We start from the raw sequence: 15395 nt of genomic DNA, 5'->3' as shown, positions 1-15395 counted from the left end.
GGGGTTCGAGATACGCATGAATGTATTACTGGAAGAATTCGTGCTTCCGCGCGATTTGGAAATGATTTTGAACAACAGCCCCTGCATCATCATCCCCAAAACGGAGGAGATGCTGTATGATCTGATCTTCGGCAACGGCAGCACCAAACAGATCGATGTTTCCTACGACGTGAACGGCACTCTTGTGAAGGAGGCCGACGTGGTGCGCTGCAAAAACGGCGCCGTGGTCAACTACGTGGAGGACTACATGCGCCGCCGCGACCCGGACTGCATGCGCATCGGTGACGACAAGCCCACCGACAAGCCCCGCTTCAAGGATGTGTACGGCTACGACTTCAACACTCTGAAGGTGGATACTTACAAGTGGCTGGCCCGTCAGGAGCTGATTCTGGTTCCCTTCATGGCCGGCGGCTACGAATACGGCTACCAGGCTCTGCTGGTCTGCCCCCGTAACGCAGCTTTCTTTGCGTTTGCCCTGTCCCAGCTGCAGGCCTTCGTCTGCGCCAAGGACATCCACAACTTCAAGCCCCGTGCCATCGTGTATGTGGCTCCTCCCTTCCGCCACACCCACTTTGACGGCAAGCAGGTGTGCGTGCACAACCGGCTGGACGACCGTCACGAGGTCTTTGCCTATAACCTGTACCCCGGTCCCTCTGCCAAGAAGGGCATCTACAGCGTTCTGCTGGACATCGGCGAGCAGGAGGGCTGGGTTACCGCCCACGCCTCCGCCGCCAAGATCGTGACCCCCTACGAGAACGAGATGGTCATGATGCACGAGGGCGCTTCCGGCGGCGGCAAGAGCGAGCTGCTGCAGGATGTGCACCGTGTGCCGGACGGCCGCGTGCTGCTGGGCACCAACCTGGAGAGCGGCGACCGCGACTACCTGCACATGAGCGATACCTGTACCATCTACCCGGTCACCGATGACATGGCCATCTGCCATCCCTCCTTCCAGACCGGCAGCGGAAAGCTGGCCCTGTACGACGGCGAGGACGGCTGGTTTTTGCGTGTGGACGGCATCACCGAATACGGCTCGGACCCCATGTACGAGCGCATCACCATCCACAGCAAAAAGCCTCTGGTGTTCTTCAACATCCAGGGCGTGCCCGGTTCCACCTGCCTGGTGTGGGAGCACACCATGGACTCCACCGGCAAGCCCTGCCCCAACCCCCGTGTGATCGTTCCCCGCAGAATGGTGGACAACATCGTGGATAAGCCGGTGGAAGTGGACGTGCGCAGCTTCGGCGTACGTATGCCGCCCTCCAGCGCCGCTCATCCGGACTACGGCATTATGGGTCTGATGCACATCATCCCGCCCGCTCTGGCCTGGCTGTGGCGTCTGGTTGCCCCCCGCGGCTTCAAGAACCCCAGCATCAGCGGCAACGCACCTCTGGCCAGCGAGGGTGTGGGCTCCTACTGGCCCTTCGCCACCGGCCTGCGGGTACGTCAGGCAAACCTGCTGCTGGAGCAGATTCTGGCCTGCCCCAACACCAAGTACGTGCTGATTCCCAACCAGCACATCGGCGTATACCGCATCGGTTTCGCGGCCGAGTGGATCAGCCGTGAGTATCTGGCCCGCCGCGGCGGCGTCAACATGAAGATGGACCGCCTGTCCCCCGCTCCCTGCGCCCTGCTGGGCTACTGCATGAAGGAGATGAAGGTGGACGGCCAGGACATCCGTTCCGCCTTCCTGCATCCCGAAACCCAGGAGCAGATGGGCATGGAGGGCTACGAGAAGGGCGCCCAGATCCTGTACGACTTCTTCGCCAAAGAGCTGGAGGCCTTCGACGTGGAGGAGCTGCACCCGGTAGGCAAGCAGATCCTGGAGTGCTTCAAAAAGCGCGGCAGCATCGAAGACTACTGCGCCATCACTCCCCTGGGCCTGAAATAAACACTCTGCCAAACAAGACCTCCCGGCCGCTGACCGGGAGGCCTTTTGCATCCCAAACGGGTTTGCCCCGCTTTCCGGAGGAAACTTATGAAGCGCTGCTTTTCCCTTTTGAACGGCGACCGGCTCGACTGCACCGGGCAGGCCGCAATTCTCACCTTTTCCGGTCCCCGGGCGGTACTTTCCACCGCTGCCAACGGCGGCGGGCTGCGCCGGGACCTGACCGCCGTGTTCAATTACAGCGACTGCGGCCCTGCCGGGGTCTGCCGCCCCATGGAGGGCGACACCCTGCTGGAGCACCAGCGAGCAGTTGCCCGGCGCCTGGGCCTGGACCCGGAGCACACCACCGGGCTGGACACCGCCGTGAATCTGGACAACATGGTTCTGGTTACCCGTCAATGGCAGGAGCTTTGGGTCACGGCAGCAGTCTCCGCCGGGGCAGATGTGAACGCCCTGTGCGCCGGGGACCCTGCCACTCTCACCGAGCAAGCCGGCAAACCCTGCGCCGTTCCCGCTGGCACCATTAACATCTTTCTCATCACCGGCCAGTCCTTTTCTCCCGGAGCCATGGTGGAACTGGCGCTCACCGCCACCGAGGCCAAAACCGCTGTGCTGCGGGACCTGATGCAGGGCAGCAGCGCCTCGGCCAGGCTGGCTACCGGCACCGGTACCGACGGCCTAGTGATCGTTTGTGACGATTCCGGTACTTCGCCCTGCCTTTTGAACGCAGGCAAGCACTTCAAATTCGGTGAGCTTGCAGCCCAGGCAGTGAGCCAGGCGGTGGCGGAAGCCCTGATGCGGCAGACCGGTCTGTGCCCGGATTTCCAGAGAAGCTTGCTGCGGCGGCTGCAGCGATTCGGCATCACCGCCGAAAGCCTGCGGGTGCGCTGCCCCGGGGAGCTGCCTGGCGGCGAAACCGCTTTCCGCCGGGCGCTGGCCAAGCTGGACCGGGACGCCTTTGCCGTGAGCACTGTTGCGTTGTATCTGCATCTGGCGGACCAGCTGCAAACCGGTCTGTTCACTCCGGCTCAGGCTAACGACTGGGCCGACCACTTGCTGAACGAGCTGGCCATGCATTTTCAGTTTGAAGCATCTGCTCCGGATGCGTCCCAGCCTCTGGAGCTGCGGCTGGAGCATTTTCTCGCCGGGCTGCTCCTGGCACATCTTCGGGAGCAGGAACGGCTTTATCCCGCTTCTTAAAAGCCGCTGCAACAGGGGAAAACGGCCGTGCAAAAGCGTTGTCATCCTTCGCTTTTCTTTCTTTGCCGTTTTTTCCCATCTGTTTTATTGACAGGTGTTTTTCGATATGATATTCTTTTCAAACACCGGGCAATCGTAGTACGACTTTTTCCTTTTATAAACAGCCGAATCTCTTCGTTTCGGACAAAAACAAGGAGGACTTCATGGACCTTTGCCAGCGCACAAAAGAAATCTGGGCGGCTTATCTGGCCAATTGCAATACAGGCACCTTCGACGGGCTGACCAGCTTTGCCCCGGACTGCTCGATCATCGGCACCGGCAAGCATGAGCTCTACCGGGACCTGGAGCAGTTTTCCCGCGCGATGCAGTCAGACCTGGCGGATCGCGGCAGCATCCGGTTCCATTTTCGGGATTTCTGGTGCACCGAACAGGTGGTGGACGCTCAGTGCAGCCTGGTCTACGGCGGGTTATGCATTCTGGGCGAAAGCGAGGACAGCTCAGTCCGTGTAAATATGGATAGCCGCTTCACCATCCTTTATAAAAAGGTGGACGGGAAATGGAAAATCCTGCACCTGCATCAGTCTATCCCCAATCCCGAACAGATGGAGGGGGAATATTATCCCCGCACCCTTACCCAGCAGATTGAGCGTTCTCAGGAGACCATTGAATATCTGACCCGTCTTGCCCAGCGGGACAGTCTGACCGGTCTGATCAACTTCAGCACCCTGCAGAGTTTTTACACCGATCTGGACAAGCACGGCGCCTGGATTTTCGTGGTGGATATGGATGATTTCAAGGCCATCAACGATACTCACGGTCATCTGGCAGGCAATCACATGCTCAAGCGGCTTTCCGAGCTGCTGGTGTCCACGATGCGCTCCCACGATCTGGTCTGCCGTATGGGCGGCGACGAATTTGTGCTGGTCTGCTGCGGGCTGGGCTCGGAGCAGAATGCCCAGGACCTGATGCGGCGGCTGCTGGCTCGCACCGCAGAAGTCTCCGGCGAGGAGCCCGCCTGGACCGGTATCTCCATCGGCGGTACCCCCATCCACAGCGACGACTGCCTGGAGAGCGCCTTCAAGCGGGCAGACCGGGCTCTGTATCAGGCCAAAGCCCAGGGCAAAAACCGGGGCAGCATCCTGTAAAGCCCTCTCACCATTCCATACAAAAAACACCGCCCTGCCGGGAATTTCCGGCAGGGCGGCTTTTTTATGTTTTACAGCTGGCTATCCAGCAGCAGCTGGCGGACCTCAAACAGATCCTTGCAGCAGCGGTTGTACAGCGCCCGGATCTCCTCGTCGGGCTGAGCAATGTCCGGCACCATCACGGTGACCGCTCCGGCTGCGTGGCCCGCGCGCACACCGTTGAAGCTGTCCTCCAGCACCAGGCAGTCCCGGATGTCCACACCCAGGCGGCGGGCCGCCTCCAGGAAGATATCCGGCGCGGGCTTGCTGTGGCGCACATCCGCACCGCAGACCACCTGGTCAAAATACCGGGCCATACCGGTGGTTTCCAGGTTTTTCAGGATCAATGCACGAGGGCTGGAGCTTGCCACGATGCGGGGCAGCTTTTTCTCCTCCAGAGTTTCCAGCAGCTCGGCAAGGCCCGGCTTGCAGGGTACCCCCTGGGCAAACCGCTGCTCTGCCAGCTCCCAGATCTTTTCCACAATCACCTGAGGATCTGCCTGGAGGAAGAATTTCTGAATGTGCTCGTTCAGCTTCACTCCCGCCAGCCCGCGGCCACCGGTGAAAAAGGCCTCCAGATCCTGCGGCATCTCCAGACCCAGTGCCCGGCAGGTGGGCTCCCACAGGGTATCCCACAGGCGCTCGGTATCAAACATCAGGCCGTCCATATCAAAAATGACTGCTTTTATCATAAAAGAAGTTCCTTCCTTGCGGTTATTTTGCAGCCTCTATTCTACCCCATTTCTCATGGATTGGCAACCGGCGTTTCCGGACCTCTCTGCAGCAGAAACGCAATTCTATTTTTTGACCAATTCTCAAAATGTGTTTTCTGAATTCTGCCGGACAGATGGACCGTGCAGCACAAAACCCCGTGCCGCTCTGAGCGCAGCCCACAGGCCTTTGAAAAAACAGAGAACAGCCCGTTTTTGTCTTTGCGAACCGCGCTCTATTTTGTTTGTCATTCCAATTCCTGCTCCAGTGCCTTAACCACATATTTTGCTATGCCACGAACGATCAGCTGGCTCGCGAAAATCTTCTGATTCGGATACTTTGCCTGATTCCGATATTCAAGGATTACCTTCTTCGTCTCCTCATCAGTGCCGCCGAACACCTTTAGAGTACTCTCATCGTCCCCGGTGAGAGCAGCAACAATGTCTCCAACCTCAGCGGTACAATCCGTTCGGACCACAACCAAATCTCCAGGAGCAATGCCCGCATCAACCATGGAATCATCGGAAGTCTCCAGAATAAAGAACTCACCCTTCCCGAAAAGAGAAATCGGAAGGCTGATATATTCTCTGACATGTTCCGTCTCTGTCTGTGCCGCTCGGCGCGTAGTGGACCCGACAAGTAGACCAAGAGAAGAGGCGGGAGCAAATTTTCGGATCATCGGTGTGCTGATTGTCCGATTTTTTCCATCGTACTCAATCATTCCACGGTTGTCCATTTCGACCAGGTAGCGGTAGGCAGTCGATTTCGGAATACCAACGCCCTGCGCAATTTTTCCAATGGAAGGAATGGTATGCCTGTCGCAGAAGTATTGATTGATAAAGGAAATGATATTGACCATCGTTTCTTGACTCATAACACGCATGGCTCTGCTTCCTTTCTGCGATATTAATACGCATTGTTTCTGTAACCCCATCATAAAACGCCTTAATCCGGGAATCAAGGGATAATTTGCATAATGGAACACAGGTGCGCAAAATTTTGGGCAAGCCAGTCAATCACTCTTGTTTCACCCAAAACTGATATACAGACAAATCAGTATCTCAATCATAGATTGCTTCTGACGGAACTCTATAGAACGAGTTTTCCCTTCATGTAATTCAAAAGTGTTTGTGTGCCCCATTGAATTCAAGATCTCTGATCCATCAATGATTTTTGGCTTATTAATCAGTGTCCCTAATAAAAATCAAACCCACGGCCTTTCGATTAGGAGCTACCGCTATCCATTGTCATACTCGTGATTCTGTGTAAGCCTGTATGCCTGCAAAGCCTTGTATTTACTGGCTTTTTTCATGTTCCGATTTCATTTGTGGTCACGGGTATTTCTGCATTTTATTCCTTTCAACTCCTTTTTCATTAGCAGATTTTTAGCAATTTCTAATTTTGGCGATAGTGAGGTTTTCCAACTATCACCTTTTTTAGATATTTTAAGCCCACGACACCTCTTTCAAAAGTGCCGTGGGCTATGTAAAATACAGGCCAAATTATGTGAGCTTTTTCACCAGAGCCAGCAGCAGCTCAGCGGTGGATTCATCGCTCATGAGCCGCTCCAGGAGCTGCCTGTCATTATCCGCAATATCACCCTGCTTTGCAGCTGAGGCAGGTGCGGAAGCTGCTTTTGTATCGACTTTTTCCGTATCCGGTTTCTGATAAAAAGCCTTCTCGAACAGCTGTGCATTCATCTTCCGGTCATCGTCCAGAATATGCGAATACTGATCCGTGACCATCTTGGCCTGTGCATGTCCGGAATCCCCTTGCACCGCTTTGATATCACCGCCGTTCAGTTTCAGCTTGTAGGTAATGCTGGAATGCCGGAGACTGTGAAAAACCACTTTCGGCAGGTCGTTTTCCTTGATCAATTTTCGGAACGCCGCCGTAACCGCGGACGATTCGGTGGGCATTCCGTAATATCCGGCAAACACCAGATCATAGTCCGTGTACTCCGGCCCCAGAGCTTCCCGAAGCTCATCCTGCTCTTTTTTCCAATCCACCAGCATCTCGGCAACCGTGCGCGGAAGAAAGACCTTTCGAATGCTGCTTGTTGTCTTTGGCTTTTTCAAAACAAGCTGTGTGCTGTTTTTCTCTGAAATGACCGGAAATTCAAAAAGAACATCTTTGCCTTCCAATTGCTGAAGCGCATCTCTTTGCACCCGCTGAAGCTCCTTGTTCACATACACATACGCCACTCCCTCCTGGATGCTCTCTTCCGAAATGTCGATGCATGACCACGTCAGGCCAAGCAATTCCCCAAGCCGAAGCGAGCAGGCAAACGCCAGATTGATCGCCAGCTTCAGTTTCGGGTCCTCACAGAGGTCAACAGCCTTCATCAAAACATCTGCGGTCCAGATGTCACGCTGCCCTTTGCTCGTTTTGGGAACCGTAGCGTAGTCCGCCGGATTTCTGAGCATCAGATCCCAGCGAACCGCCTGTTCAAAGCAGCTGTGGAGAAGCTTATGTATTCGCCGTACCGTTTTCGTGGTAACATATGAAATTTCCTTCTTATACTTTTTGTCCGTGCATTTGGGAACGGCCTGTGTCCTCAGCATTTTCTGATAGTACTTTTCCAATGCCCTTGCGGTGATATCCCTCAGCTTCATCTGCCCGAGATAGGGTTGAATGTAGCTTTTGATCAACCGCACATTCGCGGTATAGGTGGAAAGGGCCCATGTATTCTTTCCATACATTTCGATGTATTCCTTCAAAAGCTCATTCATCGTCTCGCATTGAGGAACCACGACGCTGCCCGCCGTCCTGCGAGATTCAACTTCCGCTTTGCGACGCAGCGCATCTGTTTTCGTCTCAAAGCTTTCCCATTTTTGCTTTTTCACACCGGCATCGGTTTCATATGTATAAACGACACAATAGCGATTGCCGCGTTTGACCAATGAAGCCATTTATTTTTCCTCCCTTCTGAAAACCTCGCCCTGATACGACAGCCACCACTCCAAGCTTGCGCGCCGAATGCGAATCATCTTCCCTATTGTGAAGCTGTCCAGTATGCCCTCTTCTATCATGCGATAGACGTCCCGCTGCGGTACACCAATCAGAATGGCGGCTTCACTTGGCGTGAAGCTGGTGCGTTCCGAATCAAGAAGAGTCTTGCAGGCCGAATCCTCCGCCTTTTTCAGCTCCTCCTGAAGTCCGGAGATTTTCCCGGTCACCTTCTGATAGCGACTTTGATTGCGATACCAATTTTCGAAGCTTTCATATGTAACGCGCTTTTTATCCCCTACTACGACAATATCAAAGACGCCTCTGTTTCTTTTCTTTCCGAGAATCAAATAGACTTCATCGCGGGTAATTCCCAGCAGCCTGGCCATCTGCGGCATCGTCATGGAAGAACTCTCCAATTCTGCATCGCGTTTACGATCCTCTTCCGTTCGGTACTTGGTCTGCGACTGGTACCATTTTTCAAAGACATCCTTCCGAACGCGCATTCGGGTATCCACCTCAAAAGTCTCCAGCTGATGACGCTGAATCAAGGTATAAATCACATAATCAGAAACGGCAAGAAGCTCTGCGATTTCCTGAACGGAGTAGGAGTATGCCCGCAGCGCCTCGCCGGGCGGCGTTCCATCCACCTTCCTGTGTTTAGTCTGATTGGCATACCAATGCTCAAAGCTTTCGATATCCACCCGCATGATTCCTTGCACAAGAACAGTCTTGAAGCATCCCTTGTGCACGAGCCAGTAGGCTGTTGTTTTTCTCAAGCCCAACCGCTGGCCCATTTCCACCACAGACATCGTCTTTTTCTCCCTCTTATTCATCTTAATCACCTTCGATTCCAATAGGTTCGATCGATCTAATAAGAGGATAACAGAAGCTTTAGAACTATTTTAGGATGTCACCGGGTGAAGTTTTCCCGCCTGACATCCTTGACAAATGCCCGGGAAAAGCCCTCCGGCTCAGAGATTCGGGAAAGGAAAAGGGAGAGACTCGTCACCCGCCGGGACGGCAGATGCCTTGTCTCTCCCTATGTATTTTTGTGCTTGCAGTCCCAATGGAGCTGCTTTTTTAATTCAGGCTTTTGGCCAGAGCATTAATCAGCGCCGCCATCTCCGGATTTGCCAGTATCTTTGCCAGCAGCTCCGGGTCCAGAACAGATTGCTGTTGTTCAGCACAAGCTCCTTTTTCCTGCTCGGCATTTTCTCCGCCGGGAACGAGGTTCTTCCCTCTGTAGAAGGCTTCTTCAATGAGTGCTGCATTGGTTCTTCTGTCATCATCCAGGATATGTGAATACTGGTCGGTAACCATACTTGCCACTGCGTGACCGGAGTCACCCTGAACAGCTTTGATATCGCCGCCGTTCAGTTTGAGCTTGTATGTAATGCTGGAATGACGCAGGCTGTGGAACACGACCTTCGGAAGGCCATTTGTCTCGATCAGCTCTTTGAACAGCGCTGTAATCCGGGAATTTTCAACGGGTGTTCCAAACGCACTGGCCACGACCAGATCGTAGTCGTTGTATTCCCCGCCAACGGCCTCCTTTGTGAAATCCTGCGAAATCTTCCATTGCACCAACATTTCCGCAACGGTCTTCGGCAGAAATACCTTGCGGGTACTGGTGGCTGTTTTCGGCTTTTTCAGAACCAGGATGGTCTTGTTTGCTTCACTGGTATCTGGGAACACACGAAGCACATCCTTCTTGTCCAGAACCGAAAGTGCCGTTTTGCTCACCCGCTGCAGCTCCTTATTGATATAGACAAACGCCTTACCGGCTCGGATGCTCTCCGGCGAGATATCCACGCAGTCCCATGTGAGACCAAGGATCTCCCCCACACGCATCGAGCAGGCAAACGCCAGATTGATTGCCAGCTTCAGTTGTTCATCCTCGCACACTTCCAGCGCATGGAACAATGTTTCAGCATCCCAGATTTCTCTTTTGTGAACCTCCGGCTTGGGAACCGTTGCATAGATTGCCGGATTCTTTTCCATCAGCTCCCACTTTACCGCCTGATGAAAAGCACTGCGCAGTACGTTGTGAACCCTTTTGACCGTACCGGCAGTGACATACTCCGTTTTCTTTTTTGTATACTTCCTGTCGGTCACCTTTCTAACCGCCGGGGTCTGAAGCAGCTGCATGTAGTACTTCTCCAGCACGCGGGCGGTAATATCCGACAGCTTCATGGAGCCGATCAACGGAAGTATATAGTGATCCATCAGGGCGTTGGTACTGGAATACATGGAGAGCGACCAGGTACTTTTTCCGTAGATTGCAACATATTCACGCATCAGGTCCTCGACAGTTTTGCAATTGGGAATCACCATACTCCCCATCTGCTGGCGGTACTCAACCTCCGACTTCCGCCGTTTTGCATCTGCCAGCGTTTTGAAGCTCTCCCATTTCTGCTTGCGTTTTCCATCCTCTGCATCGTACAGATAAACCACATTGTAGCTGTTCCCTCGTTGTACGATTGATGCCATTGCACCCCACCTCCTTACCTTTCCGTATCCAGCTTCTGCTGCAGAATCCACCACTCAATTTCAGACCTTGCAATCAAATAGCGGTTCCCGTATTTTCCGGCTTCCAGTTCCCCGGCCCGAATCATCCTTCGGATCACCTGTTCCGTACACCTCAAAAGCACGGCTGTCTCCCGGACACCATAGGACTGCTTGTCCGGGACAACCATCAACGGAGGCTGCTTTTCCGACACGTTGTCTCGTTCCCGATTTTCAGCGGTGCGGTATTTGCTCTGGCCCTGATACCACTTTTCAAAAACGTCCTTGCGAATCCGTTTCCGGTGCTCCGCATCGAAGGTCTCAATCTGGTCTCGCTTAATGATTGCATAGGCCACATCATCCGAAACACCGAGAAACTCAGCCATTTCCTTTACTGAAATGGAGTATGCCCTCAACTCGGCCCCGGGCGGCGGACCGTTTACTTTCGAGTGCCTGAGCTGATTTGCATACCATTTTTCAAAGCTGGCAAGGACAACCCGCATTTTCTTTTCGACGAGGATGGTGTCAAACACCTTCTTGTGTACCAGCCAGTAGGCATCTGTCTTTTTCAGTCCCAGCATGCGCTGCATTTCTGGAACCGACATGGTGGTCTTTTCCATCGCTTCATGTCCTCCTTATAAAGTTTTAACTAGGTCACAGGACCTGGTTAAAAGATAACGGATTTCCTTCTGAATTGTCAGCGAATACCAAGCCATCTAAAGCGATCCGGTCACTTTCTTGGCTGTCACACGGTGTTCTTCAGCCATTCATCAAAGCTTGGCTTAGAAATTCGATAGACCGTTCCGACCTTAAACCATTTGAATTCATTCTGCTTCAGAAGCTTGATGACGGAAGGGCGGCTGATCCCGAGGATCAGCTCCACCTCCGCAATCGAATAGCACATCTTGGTGATGACCGGCTCCTCAATGGCAACAGGATTCTCATAGATTACAGTGTTTTCCATATGTATTTCCTCACTTTCACTTCGGATTGCGGTTGCCCGCAGTGTTTATCAGGGAAACTCCACACTTTCCGGAATGGGGAGCGGGTCCTCGGGGTCCAGATGCAGGCTCGCCCGGATGCTTTCATCGATGCGCTGCATGTGCTTTTGATTTGTGCGCCCCAGGTACTTGATGATCTGCCCCTTGTTGATGGTGACGATTTGCTCTGCCACACTCATGGACGGCTCGTTCAGGCCATGCTGCTTGTTCAAAACATAGTGCGTCGGCTGTTTCAGTTTCTTCAGCTCCGTTGTGAGCGGTACAACAATCAGTGTCGGCCCAAAGAAGCTGCCGCTGTTGTTCTGGATATTGATAACAGGCCGAATGCCGCCCTGAATGTGGCCGCGATGCTCACCCAGATCCGCCAGATAAATATCCCCACGTCTGTAACTCCAATTGTTTCTAAGCATGTAATTCGCCTCCTTCAAGGTTGTATATGGAAAGGGGCGAGATATCGCTTCCCGCCCAATAAAGCCACTGTTGGCTAAATCTCAATTTTATGTTATCCCCACATTTGTCCTCGACGCCCCTGGGAACTGGCAGACGCTCCGGCCCGCCGGGAATACATTCAGGCGTCTGGCTGCTACCAGATCCATGGGACTCTCACCCCTCCGTGGTACTCACCGAGCTGCGTACAGAAGTATCATTATGCTGTGATGGATCATCGCTATATACCGGAAGCAATCCGATACTTACAGGCCGGTTCGCGCTCCTGCCTGGTGGCAATCGTTGCGCTTCGCCGCTGATGTGGCTCCTCATCACAGGTTTGTGCCTGAAGAATGATATGTACTTTTCAAGGTGCTCGGCAAGAAGTTTCTTGGCTCCTTACATGTTCAAGTTTATCCCGGTTGAGCGAAAATCTTTAGGTACCGGCAGTACGGGTTGCCCGCCCTGGTTGTACGGATTGGCAGGCTTGTGCGCGGCTATGGCCTGTCGAAGACACAACAAAAAAACATCGGCAAAGCGGGAACCTTACAAATATACTTTCCTGACAGCTATTTTTGAAGTACAATACTCTTAACTACAGTACTTTTTATTGTGAGCATTATCCATATACTATCCCTTAAAAGGAGGTCAACATGAAACTCGGAAGAGCATATGAACTGTTCGTCAAATACATTCTTATCAATATTGGCTTCTCCCCCGTAAAATCTGATGGTTTGTATGTTTTCGATGGAGCTCCTGGTCAAATGATTCAAGGATTAGGAGAGGCACATAACGCTGATGTTTTGTTAGAGCCCCCAGTTCAAACGCCTTTCTTCTCTCGCACGAGGCTATTAATAGAATGCAAAGATTATCGTCAAAAGGTCGGTTTGAACACTATTCGAAGTGCGTTGGGATTACGGGAAGATATTAATCATTTTGAAATTGTAGATATTAATAGACTACAAGGACGTCAAAATCAGCGTCGACACGGAATTACGTATAACTACGATCGTTTTTCCTACCAAGTGGCTGTTGCTGCCTTCAATGGGTTTACTGTCCCCGCTCAAGAATTCGCAGCAACACATCGAATTCCCTTATTAGAATTTAACAAAATGCCTTTCTGGCAAGATTTTTGCACACTGCTCGGTTACCAACCCGCTGATTTTCATCGTCGTCCCCAATGGTTTATCGAGCAAAAAGAGCAAGTTACTGAAGATCAAATTATTGATTTTGCAAACGAAATAGGGCAGCATATGGCGGTTGCTGTTACTAATTCAGGTCAACTATTATTTTTGTACCAGATTTCAGGCGAAAGAAACAATTTTTCTGATTTCTATAGATTATATTGGAAAACACCATCTAGTCCCTGGATACTTGAATCCGGCAATCAAACATATTTGTTTCAATTACCGAAAAGCATTTCCCAAAAATGGTTGGAAAATATATCTTCAGATTTTGAATTGAAAGCAAAAGCAATAAGTTGTAAAGCTGATTTTCTTTCTAGTATGATTGTCTATTACACAATCAATTGTCTTCCCGCAGTAAAAATGATTTCAATAGACGAATATGCTTTAGATATCGCAAAAAAGCAGTTAGAATAATAACTTTTATTCACTTTCAACTTCCTTATTGGACAACGACATAGACGGTAATATCGAAAACACATTTTTGTATATTGGCATTCACTTTTACTACATGCTTTTCGCAATCTCCGTCAGCTGTGTTACCACATCCAAAAGCTTCGTCCGGCTATCCACCATATCGTGGTTCTTCCCCATGAGGAGATAATCCGTACTCACATGGAAATAGCAGGCCATGGCCACAACCAGGTCAATAGAAGGTTTCCTTTTCCCCCGTTCCATCTTGCTGAGGTGCTCCAGGCTGATATTCAATGCTTCAGCCATTGCCTCCTGTGTCATTCCCTGCGCCTTGCGGAGATTGCTCAGGCGGGTCGCAAATTCGGTTGCATCAAAATAGTACATACTGCTTTCCTTTCCGCCTGCAGCGGAAGAGCAAAGGATACCATTGCTCGCAGTACGTTCCTGACCATCCCCGAAAAAGGGCGCACTAAAGAAAGGGTACCGATACTGCTTTTTCTGAACATCAGAAATTCAGCAATATATGTATCCTCAGCCCTTAATGCATGTCAGGCTTTCGATATTTTGTTTTCGAAAGCCTTGTCGGAATAAAAAAGAGACTACCGGCAAGGCCGAAATCCCATGAAATGGGTATTTCCGTCTTGTCGGCAGCCTCTCATGTATATCTGGTTTAACTGACCGATTTCCGCAGCATATGACCTGGCGATGGATTTACGCAGTCTGTTTCATCTCAACCATTCCGTCGTTATGCCGAACTCATTCAATTGTCAAATGCGCTCTTGCCCACATGGTGCATACACATCAATCCGCTCATGTCTACGGCCCATCACTTTTCTAATCATAACGGCTCCACATTGATCGCAGGTCATTCGTGTAGTACCATCTTTGCCTTCATAGCCGGAGACTAATTTGCGGCAGTTGGGGCAATAGATTTGTTTCGAGCGCCATGAAGTATTTTCATTACGCAATGATATAGCCCCTTTCTTTTCTTATATCTATTCATTTCGCAGGTGCCGTCTGTGACCGCAGCTTTCGGATTACGAATACCGGAATCGGTTTCTCCGTCTGCGCTTCCCACTGAAATTTGGTAGTGTGGCCACAGCTTTCACACTCCATCCAACCATCCGTTTCTGCCAAAAATAGACTACAATTGATCGTGCCGCATATCGGGCATTTTACATCATAGGTATTCATAATCTCGTGCTCACCTCCGCTATTGATTGCTCACAAAGCCTTAATCACATGCTTTGCTATCCCTTGGATAACCAGCTGTCTCACAAAAATTTTCTGATCCGGATACTTTTCCTGATTTCGATATTCAAGAACTGCCCTTTCGGCTTTCTCATCAACACCGCCGAACACCTTCAAAGTACTTTCATTGTCCTCGGTAAGAGCAACAACAATGTCTCCCACCTCAGCCGTGCAATCCATTCTGATGACGACCAAATCGCCATCATCAATCCCCACATCAACCATGGAATCACCGGAAGCCTCCAGAATATAGAACTTCCCCTTTCCGAAAAGAGAAACCGGCAAGCTAATATATTCTCTGACGTTCTCCTCCTCTGTCTGTGCTGCTCCACATGGGATACTCCCGACAAGCGGACAGGGGGCGGAAGCAGGAGCAAATTTACGGATCATTGGAGTAGTGATTGTACGAGACTTTCCATCGTATTCGATCATTCCACGATTGTCCATTTCGACCAGATAGCGATAGGCTGTAGCTCTAGGAATACCAACCCCCTGAGCAATTTCTCCAGCAGATGGGGTGGTATGTCTGTCGCAAAAGTACTCATCAACAAAGGAAATGATGTTGGCCATCGTTTCTTTGCTCATAACTCTCATGGCTTTAACCCCTTTCAAACCATAATGATTCAAGATGTCTCATTAATTGCATTATAAAACCCCTTGTACTGAAATACAAGGGGTT

14 protein-coding genes are annotated in these 15395 nt (G+C 51.5%); 4 read left to right on the top strand and 10 right to left on the bottom strand.

What is annotated here, in order from left to right:
• Nucleotides 1-16: 16 nt before the first annotated feature.
• From PH256_RS08345 to PH256_RS08335, 3 genes are all read left to right on the top strand, one after another.
• Entirely contained in the window at nucleotides 17-1891 is a 1875-nt protein-coding gene (locus PH256_RS08345; RefSeq protein ID WP_270913765.1) for a DUF4914 family protein, read from the top strand.
• A gap of 87 nt (nucleotides 1892-1978) precedes the next feature.
• Nucleotides 1979-3088, top strand: coding sequence for an adenosylcobinamide amidohydrolase (locus tag PH256_RS08340; protein WP_270913764.1), 1110 nt, complete (start codon nucleotides 1979-1981; stop codon nucleotides 3086-3088).
• A gap of 203 nt (nucleotides 3089-3291) precedes the next feature.
• Entirely contained in the window at nucleotides 3292-4233 is a 942-nt protein-coding gene (locus PH256_RS08335; RefSeq protein ID WP_270913763.1) for a diguanylate cyclase, read from the top strand.
• A gap of 71 nt (nucleotides 4234-4304) precedes the next feature.
• Here the strand turns inward: PH256_RS08335 and PH256_RS08330 are convergent, their stop codons facing one another.
• The 8 genes from PH256_RS08330 to PH256_RS08295 all read right to left on the bottom strand — a co-directional run bounded on the left by PH256_RS08330 (nucleotide 4305) and on the right by PH256_RS08295 (nucleotide 11851).
• Entirely contained in the window at nucleotides 4305-4964 is a 660-nt protein-coding gene (locus PH256_RS08330; RefSeq protein ID WP_270913762.1) for an HAD family hydrolase, read from the bottom strand.
• Nucleotides 4965-5230: 266 nt separating this feature from the next.
• Nucleotides 5231-5857: a LexA family protein gene (locus PH256_RS08325; protein WP_270913760.1), complete on the bottom strand. Its 627-nt coding sequence runs from the start codon at nucleotides 5855-5857 to the stop codon at nucleotides 5231-5233.
• A 628-nt stretch (nucleotides 5858-6485) separates the two neighbouring features.
• Nucleotides 6486-7895 carry a site-specific integrase gene (locus PH256_RS08320; RefSeq protein WP_270913759.1) on the bottom strand — a complete coding sequence of 470 codons (1410 nt, stop codon included), beginning with the start codon at nucleotides 7893-7895 and terminating at the stop codon, nucleotides 6486-6488.
• Entirely contained in the window at nucleotides 7896-8744 is an 849-nt protein-coding gene (locus tag PH256_RS08315; protein WP_270913758.1) for a helix-turn-helix domain-containing protein, read from the bottom strand.
• A 271-nt stretch (nucleotides 8745-9015) separates the two neighbouring features.
• The gene (locus tag PH256_RS08310) at nucleotides 9016-10425 is read right to left on the bottom strand and encodes a tyrosine-type recombinase/integrase (protein ID WP_270913757.1); all 1410 of its coding nucleotides are present in this window, start codon (nucleotides 10423-10425) and stop codon (nucleotides 9016-9018) included.
• A 14-nt stretch (nucleotides 10426-10439) separates the two neighbouring features.
• Nucleotides 10440-11060 (bottom strand): helix-turn-helix domain-containing protein, encoded by a 621-nt coding sequence (locus PH256_RS08305; protein ID WP_270913756.1) that lies wholly within the window; start codon nucleotides 11058-11060, stop codon nucleotides 10440-10442.
• Between the two features lie 125 nt (nucleotides 11061-11185).
• Entirely contained in the window at nucleotides 11186-11404 is a 219-nt protein-coding gene (locus tag PH256_RS08300) for a helix-turn-helix domain-containing protein (RefSeq protein WP_333766337.1), read from the bottom strand.
• Between the two features lie 48 nt (nucleotides 11405-11452).
• A complete protein-coding gene (locus tag PH256_RS08295; RefSeq protein WP_270913755.1) occupies nucleotides 11453-11851 on the bottom strand; it encodes a type II toxin-antitoxin system PemK/MazF family toxin in 399 nt (132 codons plus the stop codon).
• Nucleotides 11852-12520: 669 nt separating this feature from the next.
• On the opposite strand from PH256_RS08295, the gene PH256_RS08290 reads away from it, so the two are divergent.
• Complete coding sequence (locus PH256_RS08290) at nucleotides 12521-13468, top strand: hypothetical protein (protein ID WP_270913754.1); 948 nt, start codon at nucleotides 12521-12523, stop codon at nucleotides 13466-13468.
• Nucleotides 13469-13558: 90 nt separating this feature from the next.
• Here the strand turns inward: PH256_RS08290 and PH256_RS08285 are convergent, their stop codons facing one another.
• Nucleotides 13559-13849 carry a helix-turn-helix domain-containing protein gene (locus PH256_RS08285; RefSeq protein WP_270913753.1) on the bottom strand — a complete coding sequence of 97 codons (291 nt, stop codon included), beginning with the start codon at nucleotides 13847-13849 and terminating at the stop codon, nucleotides 13559-13561.
• Between the two features lie 840 nt (nucleotides 13850-14689).
• Nucleotides 14690-15286: a LexA family protein gene (locus PH256_RS08280; RefSeq protein ID WP_270913751.1), complete on the bottom strand. Its 597-nt coding sequence runs from the start codon at nucleotides 15284-15286 to the stop codon at nucleotides 14690-14692.
• Nucleotides 15287-15395: the final 109 nt, after the last annotated feature.

This window comes from Allofournierella sp. CML151 (genome assembly GCF_027853465.1).
GTDB lineage: Bacteria > Bacillota > Clostridia > Oscillospirales > Ruminococcaceae > Allofournierella.
Note: the sequence above shows the minus strand (reverse complement) of the source record. Positions and strands in the feature narration are given on the sequence as shown.

Coding starts and splice junctions, on each gene's coding strand:
- PH256_RS08310 (WP_270913757.1), bottom strand. CDS start 10,425: ATGGCATCAATCGTACAACGAGGGAACAGCTACAATGTGGTTTATCTG.
- PH256_RS08325 (WP_270913760.1), bottom strand. CDS start 5,857: ATGAGTCAAGAAACGATGGTCAATATCATTTCCTTTATCAATCAATAC.
- PH256_RS08295 (WP_270913755.1), bottom strand. CDS start 11,851: ATGCTTAGAAACAATTGGAGTTACAGACGTGGGGATATTTATCTGGCG.
- PH256_RS08340 (WP_270913764.1), top strand. CDS start 1,979: ATGAAGCGCTGCTTTTCCCTTTTGAACGGCGACCGGCTCGACTGCACC.
- PH256_RS08335 (WP_270913763.1), top strand. CDS start 3,292: ATGGACCTTTGCCAGCGCACAAAAGAAATCTGGGCGGCTTATCTGGCC.
- PH256_RS08330 (WP_270913762.1), bottom strand. CDS start 4,964: ATGATAAAAGCAGTCATTTTTGATATGGACGGCCTGATGTTTGATACC.
- PH256_RS08285 (WP_270913753.1), bottom strand. CDS start 13,849: ATGTACTATTTTGATGCAACCGAATTTGCGACCCGCCTGAGCAATCTC.
- PH256_RS08290 (WP_270913754.1), top strand. CDS start 12,521: ATGAAACTCGGAAGAGCATATGAACTGTTCGTCAAATACATTCTTATC.
- PH256_RS08305 (WP_270913756.1), bottom strand. CDS start 11,060: ATGGAAAAGACCACCATGTCGGTTCCAGAAATGCAGCGCATGCTGGGA.
- PH256_RS08315 (WP_270913758.1), bottom strand. CDS start 8,744: ATGTCTGTGGTGGAAATGGGCCAGCGGTTGGGCTTGAGAAAAACAACA.
- PH256_RS08280 (WP_270913751.1), bottom strand. CDS start 15,286: ATGGCCAACATCATTTCCTTTGTTGATGAGTACTTTTGCGACAGACAT.
- PH256_RS08320 (WP_270913759.1), bottom strand. CDS start 7,895: ATGGCTTCATTGGTCAAACGCGGCAATCGCTATTGTGTCGTTTATACA.
- PH256_RS08300 (WP_333766337.1), bottom strand. CDS start 11,404: ATGGAAAACACTGTAATCTATGAGAATCCTGTTGCCATTGAGGAGCCG.
- PH256_RS08345 (WP_270913765.1), top strand. CDS start 17: ATGAATGTATTACTGGAAGAATTCGTGCTTCCGCGCGATTTGGAAATG.